This is a genomic window from Salinirubellus salinus (assembly GCF_025231485.1).
Classification (GTDB): Archaea; Halobacteriota; Halobacteria; order Halobacteriales; family Haloarculaceae; genus Salinirubellus; species Salinirubellus salinus.
Genome location: NZ_CP104003.1, coordinates 1,198,526 through 1,213,063, shown reverse-complemented (window position 1 = coordinate 1,213,063; position 14,538 = coordinate 1,198,526). Strand labels below are relative to the sequence as shown.

Genomic DNA, 14,538 nt, shown 5'->3' with positions numbered 1-14,538 from the left:
CTACGAACCGGGTGCCAGCGCCTCCATCGTCCGCTCGGCGAGCGCGGGCGAGGCGTTCTGCGGGACCGACACCATCGGCCGGTCGATGACGTCCATCGACTCGATGGCCGCGAACTGCTCGCGGGCCTGGTCCGGCGTGCCGGCGACCCCGAGCGCCTCGACCATCTCGTCGGTGACGGCGGCCGCCGCGGCGTCACGGTCACGCTCGACGCCGTCCCCGCGCCAGCGCGCGGCCACCTCGTCGGCCTCGTCGGGGAACCGCTGGGCGACGGCCCGCTCGTATCCCTCGCCGTTGCCCACGTAGTAGGCGACGTGCCCTCTGATCTCGTCGCGCGCGTCGGCCGGGTCGTCGGCGACGGCGCTCGGGACGTACGGTGCCACGACGATGTCGTCCGGGTTCCGGCCGGCCTCGCGGGCGTGCTCGGCGACGTACTCGAACGACTCGGGGAGGTCGGGGAAGGGGACGTTGTGCGGTATCCAGCCGTCACAGAGCCGACCGACGACCCGCCGGTTCGCCGCCCCGAGCGCGGCGTGGTAGACGGGGACGTCCGCGCCGAGCGCCGGGAAGTCCGTCACTTCGAACACCTCGCCGTCGTAGGTCACGCGGCCGCTCGTCCCGAGGTACGCCTTCGTCACCTCGATGCTCTCGTGGGCGCGCCTGACGGGGTTGGGGTCGTCCCACGCGACGCCGTGGAGGTCCTCGACGGCCTTCCTCGTGGAGGTCCCCACGCCGAGGACGAACCGACCGTCGGAGACGCGGTCGAGCGTCGCTGCCGTCATCGCCAGCACGGCCGGCGTCCGGGAGAACACGTTGAGGATGGCGCTGCCGAGCGTCACCCGCTCCGTCTCCACGGCGATCTCGGTCAGTTTGACGGGCGAGGCCTGCATCCAGAGTTCGCCGAGCCACACCGACTCGTAGCCCAGTTCCTCGGCACGGACCGCCGTCTCGGTCGGGTCGCTCCCGAGCTGCGGGAGGAGGAGCGCACGTCCGAACCCGTCCCCGTCCGTCTCGTCGCTCATCGGGCCACCTCGTCCTCGCGGAGCGCCGCGATGCGCTCGTCGGACAGGCCCGCCTCGCGGAACACCTCGTCGGTGTGGGCGCCCTGACCGGGAGCGGGGTCGGCGGGTGTCTCGTGGTCGATGTCGCTCCCGCGGGCGGGGAACCCGACGCGTGGCGGGGCGTCGTCGGGACGCTCGACGATGCCGCGGGCCTCGACCTGCGGGTGCGAGAACGTCTCTCGCGGGGTGTAGACGCCGTCGACCGCCGCCTCCTCGTCGACGAGCGCATCGACCCACTCGTCGCGGGTCCGCTCGGCGAACAGGCTCTCCAGTTCCTCGCGGAGCGCCGCGAGTTCGGCCTCGTCGTCGGTCATGTGGTAGCCGACGAGGTCCTCGCGGTCGACGGCCTCGCAGAAGCCCTGCCAGAACTGCGGTTCGAGCGCCCCGATGGTGACGTAGCCGCCGTCGGCGCACTCGTAGACGTCGTACCACGGGTAGCCACCCGTGAGCGGCGTCTCGCCGGGGCGCGGGTCGCCGCCGGCGAACACCTCCGCAGCGGCCGTCTGCGAGAACGAGAGGACGGGGTCGGTCAGCGAGCAGTCGAGGTACTCGCCGCCGCTCCCGCCGAGTTCGCGCGAGAGGAGGGCCGAGACGACGGCGAACGCGGCGAACAGGCCGCCGGCCATGTCGCCCACCTGGTAGCCGAGTGGCGACGGCTTCGCGGCCTCGCCCTCGCGAGAGAGGTCCAGCATCCCCGCGAGGCCGACGTAGTTCAGGTCGTGACCCGCCTTGTCCGCGAGCGGCCCGTTCTGCCCGTAGCCCGACAGCGAGCAGTAGACGAGGTCGGGGTTGTGCTCGCGCAGGGTGTCGTAGTCGACGCCGAGCCGGTCGACGACGCCCGGCCGGAACTGCTCGATGACCACGTCGGCGTCCGCGACGAGTTCGTAGAACGCCTCGCGCGCCGATTCGGCCTTGAGGTCGAGACAGACCGAGCGCTTCCCCCGGTTGACGGCGTCGAACACGGCACCCACGCCCTCGTCGGTGTAGGGCGGCATGTGTCGGGCGTAGTCGCCCGCGCTGGTGTCCTCCACCTTCACCACGTCCGCACCCGCGTCGGCCAGTAGTTGGGTCGCGTACGGCCCCGGCAGGAGTCGGGTCAGGTCCAGCACGCGCACGTCGTCCAGTTGCATACCTCGGGGTTTCAGTGGCGGGACTTGAAAGTGGGCGATGCGGCAGGTCGTCACGCGGTCCGCGGTATCGTCCCGCGCGCCGACTCAACGTAGGCCCACCCGCCGTATCTCGGGGGCGCCGTCCCGCATGACGGCCGAGTCCGCCCACGCCCACGGCCGTCCGTGTGAGGCTCCCCGGATGGGGTTCCGGCCGTCGCTCGGACGGGGGAAACTATCATGGCAGCGCGTGACAACCGTCCGGTTGCCATGATGGACGTCCAGTTGACGCTCGACCGACTGCTCGCGCGGGCCGTGGACCTCTTCCCGGACCGAGAGGTGGTGACCAAGACGCCGGGCGGGGACCTCCACCGCTACACGTACGCCGACCTCGACGACCGGGTCCGACGCCTCGCGGGCGCGCTCGACGACCTCGGGGTCGACCGTGGAGATCGGGTCGCGACCGTCGCGCCGAACGACTACCGGCACCTCGAACTCTACTTCGGACCACCCTGTACCGGCCGCTCGACGCACATGTGCAACCCGCGGCTCCCCGACGAGCACTTCCGGTACATCGTGAACGACGCCGAGGACCGGGTGCTGTTCGTGGCGCCCGCGTTCCTCGACGTGGTCGAGCGCAACGCCGACGCGCTGGAGACCGTCGAGCAGTACGTCGTCCTCGCCGACGCTGTGCCGGATACCACCCTCGACTCGGTCGTCGCCTACGAGGACCTGCTGGCCGAGCAGTCCACGGACTACACCTTCCCCGAGATCTCCGAGGACGACGAGTGCGGGATGTGCTACACCTCGGGGACGACGGGCAAGCCGAAGGGCGTCGCGTACTCGCACCGTGGGGTCTACCTCCACAGCATGATGTCGGGCCACGTGGACTCGAACGCGGTGAGCGAGGCCGACACCGTCCTCCCGGTGGTGCCGATGTTCCACGCCAACGGCTGGGGCATCCCGTACGCGGCGACGTTCGTGGGCGCGAAACAGGTCCTGCCGGGGGTCCACACCGACCCAGCGTCCGTGGCTGAACTCATCGACGGCGAGACGGTGACGATGTCCGCCGCGGTGCCCACCATCTGGCTGGAGATGGCGAACTACCTCGACGAGCACCCGGGGACGGACATCTCGAACGTGGACCGGCTCACAGTCGGCGGGAGCGCCCCGCCCGAGTCGCTCATCCGCCGGTACGACGAGGAGTTCGACGCGCCCATCCTGCAGGGCTGGGGGATGACCGAGACGAGTCCGCTCGGGACGCTCTCGGTGCTCCGGAAGGAACTGGCGGACGCCGACCCGGAGACGCGCTACGCCTACCAGTCGAAAGCGGGGATGCCGGTCCCCGGCATCGAGACGCGCATCCTCGACGACGACGGCGACCCGGTCGACCGCGACGGCGAGGCCTACGGCGAACTACAGGTCCGCGGTCCGTGGGTCGTCGACGAGTACCACCACCGACCGGACGCCAACCGGGAGTCGTTCGCCACCGACGAGGCCGGGGGCCGCTGGCTCCGGACGGGCGACATCGCCACGATGGACGAACAGGGGTACGTCGACATCGTCGACCGGACAAAGGACGTCATCAAGTCCGGCGGGGAGTGGATATCGAGCGTCGACCTGGAGAACGAACTGATGGCCCACGAGGCGGTGGCGGAGGCGACGGTCATCGGCGTCGACCACGAGAAGTGGCAGGAGCGGCCGATGGCCTGCGTGGTCCTGCGCGAGGGCCACGAGGCGTCGGTCGACGACCTGCGGGAGCACCTCGGCGAACGGTTCCCCTCGTGGTGGCTCCCCGACCGCTACGAGTTCGTCGAGTCCATCCCTCGGACCTCGACGGGGAAGTTCGACAAGCTCTCGCTGCGGGAGTCCTACGCCGACCTGACGCTCGGTCCGGGCGAGGAGTCCTGACGCCGGGCGTACACAGCCGACAGGTCCAAGACGCTCTCCGTTCATCCATTCGTCATGAGCACGCACGTCCTGGTCCCGATGGACTACTCGGAGGGGTCTCGACACGCACTGGAGCGGGCGCTGACCGACCTCCCGGACGCCGAGGTGACGGTGCTCCACGTCGTCGACTTCCGCTCGAGCGATCTCGGCCCCGGTGGATTCGGGACGGCGAACGCCTGGGAGGACTGGTACGAGGCCGCCGAGGCCCACGCCGAGAAGTTGCTCGACGAGGCCCACGACATCGCGGCCGAACACGACCGGGACGTCGCCACCGCCACCGTCGTCGGGGAGGACACCCGGAGTATCCTCGACTACATCGACGAGCACGACGTCGACCACGTCTACATCGGCAGCCACGGGCGCAGTGGTATCGAACGGGTCCTCCTCGGGAGCGTCGCGGAGACCATCGTCCGCCGTGCGCCCGTCCCGGTGACGGTCGTCCGCTGACGGTCGGCTACCGAGAGCCGTCCGCCGACGGTGCCGCCGGCGGGCGCGCGGGACGAGTCTCCACGCCCCGATGCGGCACGAATCAACTCCCGTAAACGGGCGTGAGTGGGTGACTCACAGGGTTCAAGGAGGCGTAGACAGATGTGCTGTCATGGCGACACAGGAGGCCGCCCCGCAGGGCGGCGTCAGTTTCGACACGGACGAGGAGACGCGACTCATCCTCCAGAGTCTAGACGACTTCGTCGACCAGGAGGTCCAGCCCATCGAGGACGACCTCGGTGACACGTACACGAACAAGCGCAAGCGACACGAGGACGACGGCCGCTACGTCCCCGAGGTCCGCGAGGCCATCCAAGAGGTCCGACGACGGTCGGCCGAGGCCGGCTTCTACGCGATGAACCTCTCCGAGGAGGACGGTGGCGAGGGCGTCTCGAACGTGACGTGGTACCGGGCCATCAAGCACGTCGCGACGAACGGTCCCGGCCTCACCGAGCACGTGCTCGCAGGGCCGGAGGGCCCGAAACCCCTGCTCGCGCAGGCCGAGGGAGACCAGCGCGAGGAGTACCTCTACCCCGTCGTCCGCGGGCAGCAGTCGACCGGCTTCGGCCAGACCGAACCCGGCGTCGGGTCGGACTCGCCGAACATGTCCACGACGGCCGAGAAGGACGGCGACGAGTGGGTCCTGAACGGGACGAAACAGTGGATCACGAACGCCCCCTACGCCGACTTCCTCCAGATCTTCGCGCGTACCTCGCCACAGGAGGAGATGGGCCGGTACGGCGGCATCTCGTGTTTCATCGTCGAGGCCGACGAGTACGAGATCGGCTCGATGAACAACGCCGTCGGCTTCGAGGGCTCGCAGGCGGAGGTGCACCTCGACGACGTGCGGGTCCCCGAGGACCGCCTGCTCGGCACCGAGGACGGCGCGTTCTACGACGCGATGGAGTTCCTCTCGCTGGGCCGGCTGGAGATCGGTGCCCGCGCGATGGGCCACGCCGAGTTCCTGCTCGACCGAGCGGCCCAGTACGCCAACGACCGCGAGGCGTTCGGCCGCCCCATCGGGAAGTTCCAGGGCGTCTCGCACAAGATCGCGGAGGGGAAGGCGAAGCAGTACGCCGCGAACGCCGCCGGACTCCGCCTCGCGTGGGAGATGGACCAGGGCGAGCAGGCCATCATGGAGTCGTCCATCGTGAAGTACCTCTGTACGAACACGCTCTGGGAGATCGCCGACGACACCGTGCAGGTCCACGGGGGCAACGGCCTCAGCGAGGACAACCCCTACATGGCCGACCTCGAGATGGCCCGCGTCCTCCGCATCGTGGAGGGGACCGACGAGATCCAGCTGAACACCATCGCCAAGCAGCTCGGCGTCTTCTGAGCTGGCGATGGCCGAGGGCCGTGGGACCGTTCGGCTCGAACGCCCCGGCAGGCCGCTCTCGGGGCCGATTCGGGACGCGTGCGAGGCGACCGACTGGGACGCGACCGCGGTGCTCGACGTGGTGACGTACGCCCCGGCCACCTCGCTCGGCTTCGAGGGTGACCGCCAGCGCATCGAGACCGCACGGTACGGGGACCGAGCGCCACCGCTCTCGACCTACGAGAACGGCGAGCGCTCGGTCCGGGTGACGCGGTTGACACGCCCGCTGTGGGAGCGCCTCCGGTGAGTCAGAGCGACTCGATGCTCTCCTGCAACTCGCGGGTCGGGACGGGGTGGATCCACTCGTCGGTGTCCCACGCGTCGACCACCGTGCCGTCCGCGTCGAGGACGAACACGGCGCGTCGGGCGGTGTGGACACCGGCCATCCCGTCGCGCTCGACGAGCAGGTCGAACGCCTCGGCCACCTCGCCGTCCACGTCGGCGAAGAACTCGAACGGGACCGACCGCTGGCGCAGGAACTCGTTGACGGCGTAGGGCCCGTCGCGGTAGACGCCGTAGACCGGCACCTCGTCGAACTCGTGCCAGCCGTACTTCTCGTAGCGGGTCCACCAGTTGAGCGCGATGGCGCTGAAGACGAAACCACCGAATATCAGGACGCCACCGCGCTCGCCGAGGGAGTCGGCGAGCGCGCGGGGGCGGAACGCCTCGCCGTCGCAGTGCAGCGCTCGGAACTCGGGGGCGTCGTCACCGACCTGCGGTATCATGGCTCGGTGGTCGGGTGTGGTCCCCAAAAGGTGTCGGGTCGCGGTGGCGGCTCAGGGGCGCCACGGTGAACCCTTATGCCGCAGCCACCCCAATCCAGCCCATGACGCTCACGCTCTACCGACTTGAGGGCTGTCCGTTCTGCGAGTTCGTCGTCGACGAACTGGACGACCACGGACTGGAGTACGACTCGGTCTGGGTCGAGGGACTCCACTCGAAGCGCAACGAGGTGAAGAAGGTGTCCGGACAGCGGCAGGTTCCGGTCCTCGTCGACGACGAACTCGGGGTCACGATGCACCAGTCGGCTCGCATCATGGAACACCTCCGGGCCACCTACGGCGGGGAGGACGTCGAACCGGGGACCGCCGAGCCGTCGTTCTGACTACTCGTCCAGCGAGTGCGGGTCGAGACCGGGGTCCTCGACCGGCGGCGCGCCGACCGAGAGGACGACGCCACGGTCGTCGCCGACGTAGCGGTGGCCGTGTCCGACCTTCGGCTCGGCGACCCAGAAGGTCCCCTCGTCGGCCTCGACGTACTCCTCCTCGCCCGACTTCCCGAGCTTGAGCGAGAACTCCCCTTCGAGGACGAAGTAGAGCTCCTCCTGTTCGCTGTGGGCGTGGTACTGTATCTCCTCGCCGGGCTCGAAGTACCAGACGGTACAGCGCATCTTCGAGAGCCCGAGCGAGTCGCCGACCGGTCTGATGTCGAGGTTCGGGGGCACCGCTTCGATCTCGGAGAGGTCCGTCACCGGCACGTCGTCCAGATGTACGACCTTGTAGTCGACCATGGCAGACGGTGACTCACGCCCACCCGTCAAGAGCGTTACGGGGTGGCGGTTTGGCCGCCGTCAGTCCTCGACCACTCGTCCGTGCAGTCGTGGCAGGACGTCGGTCACGTCGGCCCGGAAGTCGTAGGCCGCTCGACCGGTCAGGCCGGTGTCCTCGAGGTTGACGACCGCGAGCGTGGCGCCGGTGTCGGCCGCGCGCCGGGGGAGCGACGCGGCGGGTTCGACGGTCAGCGACGACCCGACGACGAGGAACAGGTCGGCGCGCTCGGCCAGCGAGTGCGACTGGAAGACGGCGTGCTCGGGGAGTGACTCACCGAACAGCACCACGTCGGGTTTGAGGACGCCGTCGCACTCCGGACAGCGCGGCGTCTCGCCGGACTCTCGGACGGTGTCGTAGAACGGCGTGGCGTCGTATCGACTCCGACAGTCACGACAGACGACGCGGTCGCCGTTGCCGTGTATCTCGACGACCTCCTCGTGGCCGGCGCGCTGGTGGAGGCCGTCGACGTTCTGCGTGATGAGCGCGTCGAGGTGGCCGTCACGTTCGAGGCCCGCGAGCGCCTCGTGGGCCGGGTTCGGCTCGACGTCGGCGCCGTACACCTCCTCGACCATCGCGACCCGCTCGGTCCAGAATCCCTCGGGGTCGGCCTCGAAGCGCGAGACGTGGAAGTCCATCGGGTCGTACCGGTCCCAGATGCCGCCCTCGCTCCGGAAGTCGGGGATGCCCGAGGCGGTGGAGACACCGGCGCCCGTCAACGCCACCACTGTCCCCGCGTCGCGAATCGCGTCCGCCGCGAACCGGAGTTCCCGCTCGTCCATACCCCGCCCAGCCACCGGACAGACAAAAGTGACGCGCCCCGGGTGGCGTCAGAGTGGCCGGTCCAGTTTCAGGCGTCGGACCGTCAGCCCGTGGCGTTCGTAGAACGCCCGCGCCCGCTCGTTCTCGGCGTTCACCGACAGTCCGAGGCGCTCGCAGTCGCGCTCGTCGCCCCACGCACTCGCCCGGTCCAGCAGGTCGTCTGCCACCCCCGCGCTGCGGTGCTCGGGGACGACGTACAGTTCCGAGACGGAGAGGGTCGCGCCACGGGCGAAGATGGGCGGCGCCTCCGTCACCGACGCGCAGGCGTACCCCGCGAGCGTCCCGTCCTCGGTCTCGGCCACCCAGATGCGGGTGTCGCGCTTCGAGAGCTGGTCGCGCCGATACGCGACGTTCGACTCGCGGACACGCTCCTCGTCGGCGAGGGCGTTGTAGTCGTCCAGTGCGGCCATCTCACGGGCGAACGGGAGGTAGAGTTCGTCGACGAACGCCGAGAGGTCGGTCTCGGAGAGGCGGCGGATTCGCATGTGGAATCGGACGACGGCCCGGAGAAAGGCGTTGGGGTAGCGTGCGGCGTGGTGGCGGTGCGGTCGCGGCTCCGTCACCCACCCGCCGGCAGACTCGCTCGGCTCGTCTACCGAGGTTCGCGGACCCGCGGTCCGCTCACCGCAACGAGCGCCGGCGGCGCGAGTGGCGCAGTTGGTCTCCGCGTCGTTGCGACGAGCGGCTCCCGCAGCGCTCGCGGAGCGAGCGCGAGGAGGCCCGAGGAGTAAGAAGAGGTGGCTAGTCTTGACAACAGCCGCCCGCCTTCTCACCGAAGTCGACGGCCAGCGGCGCGGAGATCATCTGGTTCAGCTCCTGCAGTTCGAGTTCGAGCTGGCTCTTGGCCTGCTGGTACTCGCTCATGATGGGCATCTCGTTCAGTTCCTGCTGGGTCTCCTGGAGCCGCCGGAGGTCCTCGTTGGTCGCGTCGCCGGTCTGGCGGGCGAGCATGAACTCCTCGCGGATCTGCTCGAACTCGCGGATCTTCTCCTGGGCCTCCTCGTTCCCCTCGACGGCGGCCTTCTTCTCCGCGAACCGCTGGTAGGAGTCCAGTTCCGAGATGGCGTCCCCGAGGTCGCTGGCGAGCGTCGTCGCGCGAACGGCCGCGTCCGGTTCGGCGTCGTCCGACGTGGTCTCGGTGCTCATATCCACGCCTTGGGTGCGGTCGCCTTTAGGCTTGCCGAAGGCGGCGGCGACCGGGTAGCGACTGCACTCGTGCTCTCGCACGGTCGGCCGCGGAGCACGCGGGCGACCCGACCGCGCAGAGCACCACCGACACGACGGGGAGCACGAGGGATATCGGGACCAGTGTCGTACCTCGTGGGTCGCCGACCCGCGGTATCGTCATCCGCCACGTGGTCACCACGGTCGCGTGGACGGGGCCGTGCGCCCCGGTTCAGGGACACGGGTCGTACCACGCAGGTTTTACGCGCCGAGTCGATATCACGGGTAATGAGCCAGGACGCCGACGCCCGGACCGAGGGCGACCTCACGAAGACCGGGATGGCGCTGAAGCACGACCGGACGTGGGACTACGAACTCGACCGTATCGTCGAGGCGGTGGAGGAACGCGACGCGAGCACGGTCGGTCTCCAGTTCCCGGAGGGGCTGAAACGCCGCGGCCCGGCGGTGGCCGACGACCTGCGCGAACTCCTCCCGGAGGACGTGCAGGTGATGATCTCGGGGCAGCCGTGTTACGGCGCCTGCGACCTCGACACGTACATGATGCGCCGGACGGACGTGTTCGTCCACTTCGGCCACTCGCCGATGAAGGAGTCGGAGAAGATACTCTACGTCCCGCTGTTCTCGAACGTCGAGGTCGAACCCATCATGGAGGAGTCGCTGGCCGAACTCGCCGACCCGGACGAGGACCCGGACGTGGGCCTCGTGACGACGGCCCAGCACATGAACAAGTTCGACGAGATGCGAGCGTGGCTGGAGGAGCGGGGCTACACGGTCCACACGCGCCGTGGCGACGAGCGCCTCACCCACGAGGGGCAGGTGCTTGGCTGTAACTACGCGAGCGCCGATGTCGACGCCGACCAGGTGCTCTACGTGGGCGGTGGGAAGTTCCACCCGCTCGGCCTCGCGATGGAGCACCCCGAGAAGAAGGTGGTGATCGCCGACCCGGTGAACAACGTCGTCACCGTGGCGGACACCGAGAAGTTCCTGAAACAGCGGTACGGCGCGGTCCACCGCGCGATGGACGCCGAGACGTTCGGCGTCGTCTTCTGCACGAAGATCGGGCAGGGTCGCTGGGACGTGGCTCAGGAGATCGTGCAGAACAACGAGAACGCCTACCTCATCACGATGGACGAGGTCACACCGGACCGGCTGACGAACTTCGGGATGGACGCATACGTCAACACCGGGTGTCCACGCATCACGACCGACGACGGTCCGCAGTTCAAGCAGCCGATGCTCACGCCGGGCGAGTACGAGATCGCCATCGGTGAGCGACCGCTTGACTCGCTCTCGTTCGACACGTTCCACGGCACCTGGTAAGCGCCGCTCCCCTGCCCTCGCCCCCTCGAGCGGTCGGACACGCTCTCTCTCACTCCCCATCTCTCCGGAGCGCTCCCCCCGACACCCAAATTATACAGGGTGATACTCCCTTGTTTCGACGTGAGAACGTCCCGAATAGTTATCAGGGCCGAATCGAATCTCCGTGCAATGGCTGCCGACGCCCCCGACCCGGTCGTGGCCTGGTACACTGAATACGTGGGCGAACCCGACCGCGCCGTCGACATCTACGCGGGCTTCGGCGCGTTCTTCGCCGGCCTCGCGATGGGGCTCGGTGGACTGCTCCTGTTCCTCGCAGAGGGGGCACTGGTCGCCGGCGAGGCGTTCTGGATGAAGGAGGTTGCCTTCGCCGTCGGGGCGTTCGGGCTGCCGACACTGCTCCTCGGCGTGGTGGTCCTCCTGCCGGTCGACCGGCGGGCGCTCTACGTCGGCGCGGCCGGCACCCTCGTCACGCTCGGGGCCATCGGCCTGTTCGTCTGGGCGTACCCCCACGACTGGAACCTCGATGTGGGGCCAGACTACTCTGGCATCGGCGTGGCCATCTACGCCGTCGGCCTCGTGAGCGTCGTCGCGGCGTCGGGGACGGCACTGGTCAGCTACCACGTCGAACGGGCCAGCGGCGGGCCGGGCGGCGACGCCGCGGCCGCGGAGACCGGACCGGAGGTGACCGACGAGCAGGTCCGGGCCGACATCGACGAGGCCACCGCCGCCTCCGACCTGACGTGGGGTGGCGTCCCGGAGACCCGCGAGCAACGACTGACGTTCGCCACCGACGAGGAGGGGATCCAGTCGTCCAACTTCGGCGAGGTGCAGGCCACGACGGTCCGGTCCTCGGGCAACGGCGTCGAGGACGCCGTGGCCGGTCTCAAGGGGATGAAGGGCGACGTGGACCGGACCGACCGCGGCGGGAGCACGGACGACGCCACGGCGAAACTCGCGGACCTCAAGCGAAAGCGCGAGGCCGCCGAACAGGCTCGCGCCGAGCGCGGCCCGCTCGAACGGCTCCGTGACCGGGTTCGGGGACTGCTCGACCGCTGACTCGGCGTCCGTCCGGAGGGGTACGGTGGGCATCGGACAGCTACGACTAGATACTGAGCAGTATTGCGATTAATTTTAGATACCGACAACAAGGTTATTACGTCTGACGCGAACCCACGATTCGCAATGGCTCGGGGAATCGACGTCGGGACGATGAACATCGTCTCGGCACGACAGGACGGCTCGGACACGGTGTTCACACAGCAACGCAACTCCTTCGTGGAGATCGAGTACTCGGACATGGCGGAGCAGATGCTCTCGCGCAGTCAGGTACTCCACATCCGCAAGGACGACTCGGTGTACGTCGTCGGTGACGACGCACTCAACTTCGCCAACATCTTCAAGCAGGAGACGCGGCGGCCGATGAGCCACGGGATCCTCTCCTCGGACGAGAAGAGCGCCATCCCGATGATCAAGCTCATCCTCGAACAGGTGGCCGGCGAGCCCGAGCACCCGCGCGAGCGGTTGTTCTTCTCGACGCCGGCGGACCCCATCGACTCGGACCTGAACACGCTCTACCACCAGAAGACGCTGGAGAGCCTGCTCGGTGACATGGGGTACGACCCGGAACCCATCAACGAGGGGATGGCGGTCATCTACTCGGAGCTGGCCGACCACGACTTCACGGGGCTTGGCGTCTCGTTCGGCGCGGGGATGACCAACGTCTGTCTCTCGTACTACGCGGTGCCGGTCATGACGTTCTCCATCGCCCGCGGTGGGGACTGGATCGACGAGCAGACCGCCCGCGCGACGGGCCAGAAGGTCGACAAGGTCACCTCCATCAAGGAGGACGACTTCCGCCTCGACTTCAAGACGGACGTCGGCGGCGTCGAGGGTGCGCTCAGCATCTACTACGACAACCTGCTCGACTACGTCATCGAGAACATCATCGCGGAGGTCAACGAGGAGGACGTCGAGGAAGGGCTCGACGTCCCCGTCGTCGTCACCGGCGGCACCTCGTCCCCGAAGGGGTTCGAGAAACTGTTCCAGGACCGCCTGAACGAGTCCAACGTCCCGTTCAGCATCAGCGACGTGCGCCGGGCCCGTGCGCCGATGTACTCCGTCGCCAGCGGTGCGCTGGTGGCCGCCCGAACCGAGGACGGCGGCTACGACGACGGCGCGGAGGCCGAAGCGGGGGCCGAAGCCGGCGAAGCGGAAGCCGAGAGCGACGACTGAGCGACCGTCGACCGACCACCACACTTCTTCCACCGTTGCGTGCCGAGCGGTGGCACGGCTCGTCGCCCGAGCTGCCCAAGAACTACGCGGCCCCCTACCGCTCGCCGTCTGCGTCCGCGTGCCGCTTCATCGCCTCGTCCCACGACTCCCGGTCCGGCAACTGGTAGCGGTGGTCCGCGGGCACGTCGAGGAACCCGCACTCCGAACAGGCGTCCGTCTCGCGCTCCCCGAGGGAGTAGCGTTCGAGCCTCCCGCCACACCGAGGACAGTCCATGTCTGACGCTCGTCGCACAGGTAGATACCTCTTGGGGAGATTCGCTCGCCGTAGTCGTGTCCGGGGGGTCGGACGCCGCCCCGCGACCCACACCTCACTCGGTAGGTCCCGTGCCGAACGCGGCGCGCAACTCCTCGCCCACGAAGTCGAGGCCGTCCGCGGCCGCGTCGAGTTCGTCCGTCATGCTGACGAAGGCGTGGATCTGCCCGGCGAACTCCTCGTGGGTCACCGCGACGTCGGCGTCCCGGAGCCGCTCGACGTAGGCTCGCCCCTCGTCGCGGAGCGGGTCGAACCCGGCCGTCAGCACCGAGGCGGGCGGCAGGTCCGAGAGGTCGTCCGCCAGGAGCGGGGCGAGGTAGGCATTCCGCGCGTCGGCCGGGTCGGCCACGTAGTTACCGTAGTAGTACTCCACCGACGCGCGTTCGAGGAAGTAGCCCGCGGCGTTCTCCTCGTAACTCCCGAACGTGGGGCCGGCCGGCGAGTTCACCGCCGGGTATATCAGCGCCTGGTGGACGATCTCCGGTGCGTCGCCCGACTCGTCGCGGAAGCCGACGCCGCGCCGTTCGTCGCGGGCACGGAGCGAGACGGCCGCGGCGAGGTTCCCGCCGGCGGAGTCACCGGCGACGGCGATGCGTTCGGGGTCGCAGTCCACGGTGTCGGCGTACTCGGCGGCCCACTCCGCGGCGGCGTAACAGTCCTCGAAGGCGGCCGGGAACGGGTGTTCCGGCGCGAGTCGGTAGTCGACCGAGAGGACGACGCAGTCGGCGCGATTCACCAGCCCCCGACAGACGTTGTCGTGGGTGTCGAGGCTCCCGGCGGTCCAGCCGCCCCCGTGGTAGAACACCACCAGCGGGTGCGGGCCTGCGCCACCGGGGCTGTACTGGCGAACCGGGATACCCCCCGCCGGACCCGGTATCTCGTAGTCCGTCGTGGCGGCCACCGGCTCCGGGTCGCCGCCGCCGAAGAAGTCCTCGAGTCGCTGGCGGGCCGTCGCGGGCGAGGTGGCGTAACTCGGCGGCAGCCCGATGGCCTCGATGGCCTCCAGCATCGTCGCCGCCTGCGGGTCGAGTTCGGCGTCGTCCGGCATGTTCCGTGGTTCGGTGACACGTGGCTTAGTCCTGTGGTCGGGCCGTGGCCCACCGACCAGCGGCGGCGCCCGAAGGTCATAATAGCGCGACG

The 14,538-nt window shown here is 69.1% G+C and carries 17 protein-coding genes; 8 read left to right on the top strand and 9 right to left on the bottom strand.

The genetic code is table 11. The features are described from left to right. Positions 1 to 1,020 carry an LLM class flavin-dependent oxidoreductase gene (locus N0B31_RS06725; protein WP_260595096.1) on the bottom strand — a complete coding sequence of 340 codons (1,020 nt, stop codon included), beginning with the start codon at positions 1,018 to 1,020 and terminating at the stop codon, positions 1 to 3. Next, complete coding sequence (locus N0B31_RS06720) at positions 1,017 to 2,189, bottom strand: CaiB/BaiF CoA transferase family protein (RefSeq protein WP_260595095.1); 1,173 nt, start codon at positions 2,187 to 2,189, stop codon at positions 1,017 to 1,019. The genes N0B31_RS06725 and N0B31_RS06720 overlap by 4 nt, the downstream gene beginning before the upstream one ends. Positions 2,190 to 2,438: 249 nt before the next feature. On the opposite strand from N0B31_RS06720, the gene N0B31_RS06715 reads away from it, so the two are divergent. The 4 genes from N0B31_RS06715 to N0B31_RS06700 all read left to right on the top strand — a co-directional run bounded on the left by N0B31_RS06715 (position 2,439) and on the right by N0B31_RS06700 (position 6,226). Beyond that, complete coding sequence (locus N0B31_RS06715) at positions 2,439 to 4,076, top strand: long-chain fatty acid--CoA ligase (protein ID WP_368389230.1); 1,638 nt, start codon at positions 2,439 to 2,441, stop codon at positions 4,074 to 4,076. 54 nt (positions 4,077 to 4,130) lie between these two features. After that, positions 4,131 to 4,562 (top strand): universal stress protein, encoded by a 432-nt coding sequence (locus N0B31_RS06710; protein WP_260595093.1) that lies wholly within the window; start codon positions 4,131 to 4,133, stop codon positions 4,560 to 4,562. 151 nt (positions 4,563 to 4,713) lie between these two features. Then, complete coding sequence (locus N0B31_RS06705) at positions 4,714 to 5,940, top strand: acyl-CoA dehydrogenase family protein (RefSeq protein WP_260595092.1); 1,227 nt, start codon at positions 4,714 to 4,716, stop codon at positions 5,938 to 5,940. A 7-nt stretch (positions 5,941 to 5,947) separates the two neighbouring features. Further along, positions 5,948 to 6,226, top strand: coding sequence for a hypothetical protein (locus tag N0B31_RS06700; protein WP_260595091.1), 279 nt, complete (start codon positions 5,948 to 5,950; stop codon positions 6,224 to 6,226). Position 6,227: 1 nt separating this feature from the next. On the opposite strand, the gene N0B31_RS06695 is transcribed toward N0B31_RS06700, so the two are convergent. Then, positions 6,228 to 6,704 carry a redoxin domain-containing protein gene (locus N0B31_RS06695; RefSeq protein ID WP_260595090.1) on the bottom strand — a complete coding sequence of 159 codons (477 nt, stop codon included), beginning with the start codon at positions 6,702 to 6,704 and terminating at the stop codon, positions 6,228 to 6,230. Positions 6,705 to 6,805: 101 nt separating this feature from the next. On the opposite strand from N0B31_RS06695, the gene N0B31_RS06690 reads away from it, so the two are divergent. Then, complete coding sequence (locus N0B31_RS06690; RefSeq protein ID WP_260595089.1) at positions 6,806 to 7,084, top strand: glutaredoxin family protein; 279 nt, start codon at positions 6,806 to 6,808, stop codon at positions 7,082 to 7,084. Here the strand turns inward: N0B31_RS06690 and N0B31_RS06685 are convergent, their stop codons facing one another. The 4 genes from N0B31_RS06685 to N0B31_RS06670 form a co-directional block, all read right to left on the bottom strand. Further along, positions 7,085 to 7,489: a cupin domain-containing protein gene (locus N0B31_RS06685; protein WP_260595088.1), complete on the bottom strand. Its 405-nt coding sequence runs from the start codon at positions 7,487 to 7,489 to the stop codon at positions 7,085 to 7,087. A gap of 60 nt (positions 7,490 to 7,549) precedes the next feature. Next, entirely contained in the window at positions 7,550 to 8,308 is a 759-nt protein-coding gene (locus N0B31_RS06680) for an SIR2 family NAD-dependent protein deacylase (RefSeq protein ID WP_260595087.1), read from the bottom strand. A 48-nt stretch (positions 8,309 to 8,356) separates the two neighbouring features. Next, on the bottom strand, positions 8,357 to 8,833 hold the full coding sequence (locus N0B31_RS06675; RefSeq protein ID WP_260595086.1) for a GNAT family N-acetyltransferase: 477 nt from the start codon (positions 8,831 to 8,833) through the stop codon (positions 8,357 to 8,359). A gap of 256 nt (positions 8,834 to 9,089) precedes the next feature. Continuing rightward, positions 9,090 to 9,494 (bottom strand): YlbF/YmcA family competence regulator, encoded by a 405-nt coding sequence (locus N0B31_RS06670; RefSeq protein WP_260595085.1) that lies wholly within the window; start codon positions 9,492 to 9,494, stop codon positions 9,090 to 9,092. Between the two features lie 306 nt (positions 9,495 to 9,800). Here N0B31_RS06670 and dph2 point away from each other — a divergent pair, with 306 nt between their 5' ends. The 3 genes from dph2 to N0B31_RS06655 all read left to right on the top strand — a co-directional run bounded on the left by dph2 (position 9,801) and on the right by N0B31_RS06655 (position 13,085). After that, positions 9,801 to 10,853, top strand: a complete 1,053-nt coding sequence (gene dph2, locus N0B31_RS06665; protein ID WP_260595084.1) for a diphthamide biosynthesis enzyme Dph2 — start codon at positions 9,801 to 9,803, stop codon at positions 10,851 to 10,853. A gap of 168 nt (positions 10,854 to 11,021) precedes the next feature. Next, positions 11,022 to 11,909 carry a cell division protein CdpA domain-containing protein gene (locus tag N0B31_RS06660; protein ID WP_260595083.1) on the top strand — a complete coding sequence of 296 codons (888 nt, stop codon included), beginning with the start codon at positions 11,022 to 11,024 and terminating at the stop codon, positions 11,907 to 11,909. 126 nt (positions 11,910 to 12,035) lie between these two features. Then, positions 12,036 to 13,085, top strand: coding sequence for a cell division protein FtsA (locus N0B31_RS06655; protein WP_260595082.1), 1,050 nt, complete (start codon positions 12,036 to 12,038; stop codon positions 13,083 to 13,085). Between the two features lie 94 nt (positions 13,086 to 13,179). Here N0B31_RS06655 and N0B31_RS06650 read toward each other — a convergent pair whose 3' ends face one another. Together N0B31_RS06650 and lipP1 are read right to left on the bottom strand one after the other, a co-directional pair. Further along, positions 13,180 to 13,359: a zf-TFIIB domain-containing protein gene (locus tag N0B31_RS06650; protein WP_260595081.1), complete on the bottom strand. Its 180-nt coding sequence runs from the start codon at positions 13,357 to 13,359 to the stop codon at positions 13,180 to 13,182. A 94-nt stretch (positions 13,360 to 13,453) separates the two neighbouring features. After that, positions 13,454 to 14,446, bottom strand: a complete 993-nt coding sequence (gene lipP1, locus N0B31_RS06645; protein ID WP_260595080.1) for a LipP1 family hormone-sensitive lipase — start codon at positions 14,444 to 14,446, stop codon at positions 13,454 to 13,456. Positions 14,447 to 14,538 lie beyond the last annotated feature (92 nt).

Coding starts and splice junctions, on each gene's coding strand:
- N0B31_RS06660 (WP_260595083.1), top strand. CDS start 11,022: ATGGCTGCCGACGCCCCCGACCCGGTCGTGGCCTGGTACACTGAATAC.
- N0B31_RS06715 (WP_368389230.1), top strand. CDS start 2,439: ATGGACGTCCAGTTGACGCTCGACCGACTGCTCGCGCGGGCCGTGGAC.
- N0B31_RS06705 (WP_260595092.1), top strand. CDS start 4,714: ATGGCGACACAGGAGGCCGCCCCGCAGGGCGGCGTCAGTTTCGACACG.
- lipP1 (WP_260595080.1), bottom strand. CDS start 14,446: ATGCCGGACGACGCCGAACTCGACCCGCAGGCGGCGACGATGCTGGAG.
- N0B31_RS06650 (WP_260595081.1), bottom strand. CDS start 13,359: ATGGACTGTCCTCGGTGTGGCGGGAGGCTCGAACGCTACTCCCTCGGG.
- N0B31_RS06695 (WP_260595090.1), bottom strand. CDS start 6,704: ATGATACCGCAGGTCGGTGACGACGCCCCCGAGTTCCGAGCGCTGCAC.
- N0B31_RS06670 (WP_260595085.1), bottom strand. CDS start 9,494: ATGAGCACCGAGACCACGTCGGACGACGCCGAACCGGACGCGGCCGTT.
- N0B31_RS06725 (WP_260595096.1), bottom strand. CDS start 1,020: ATGAGCGACGAGACGGACGGGGACGGGTTCGGACGTGCGCTCCTCCTC.
- N0B31_RS06675 (WP_260595086.1), bottom strand. CDS start 8,833: ATGCGAATCCGCCGCCTCTCCGAGACCGACCTCTCGGCGTTCGTCGAC.
- N0B31_RS06690 (WP_260595089.1), top strand. CDS start 6,806: ATGACGCTCACGCTCTACCGACTTGAGGGCTGTCCGTTCTGCGAGTTC.
- N0B31_RS06720 (WP_260595095.1), bottom strand. CDS start 2,189: ATGCAACTGGACGACGTGCGCGTGCTGGACCTGACCCGACTCCTGCCG.
- N0B31_RS06685 (WP_260595088.1), bottom strand. CDS start 7,489: ATGGTCGACTACAAGGTCGTACATCTGGACGACGTGCCGGTGACGGAC.
- dph2 (WP_260595084.1), top strand. CDS start 9,801: ATGAGCCAGGACGCCGACGCCCGGACCGAGGGCGACCTCACGAAGACC.
- N0B31_RS06680 (WP_260595087.1), bottom strand. CDS start 8,308: ATGGACGAGCGGGAACTCCGGTTCGCGGCGGACGCGATTCGCGACGCG.
- N0B31_RS06710 (WP_260595093.1), top strand. CDS start 4,131: ATGAGCACGCACGTCCTGGTCCCGATGGACTACTCGGAGGGGTCTCGA.
- N0B31_RS06700 (WP_260595091.1), top strand. CDS start 5,948: ATGGCCGAGGGCCGTGGGACCGTTCGGCTCGAACGCCCCGGCAGGCCG.
- N0B31_RS06655 (WP_260595082.1), top strand. CDS start 12,036: ATGGCTCGGGGAATCGACGTCGGGACGATGAACATCGTCTCGGCACGA.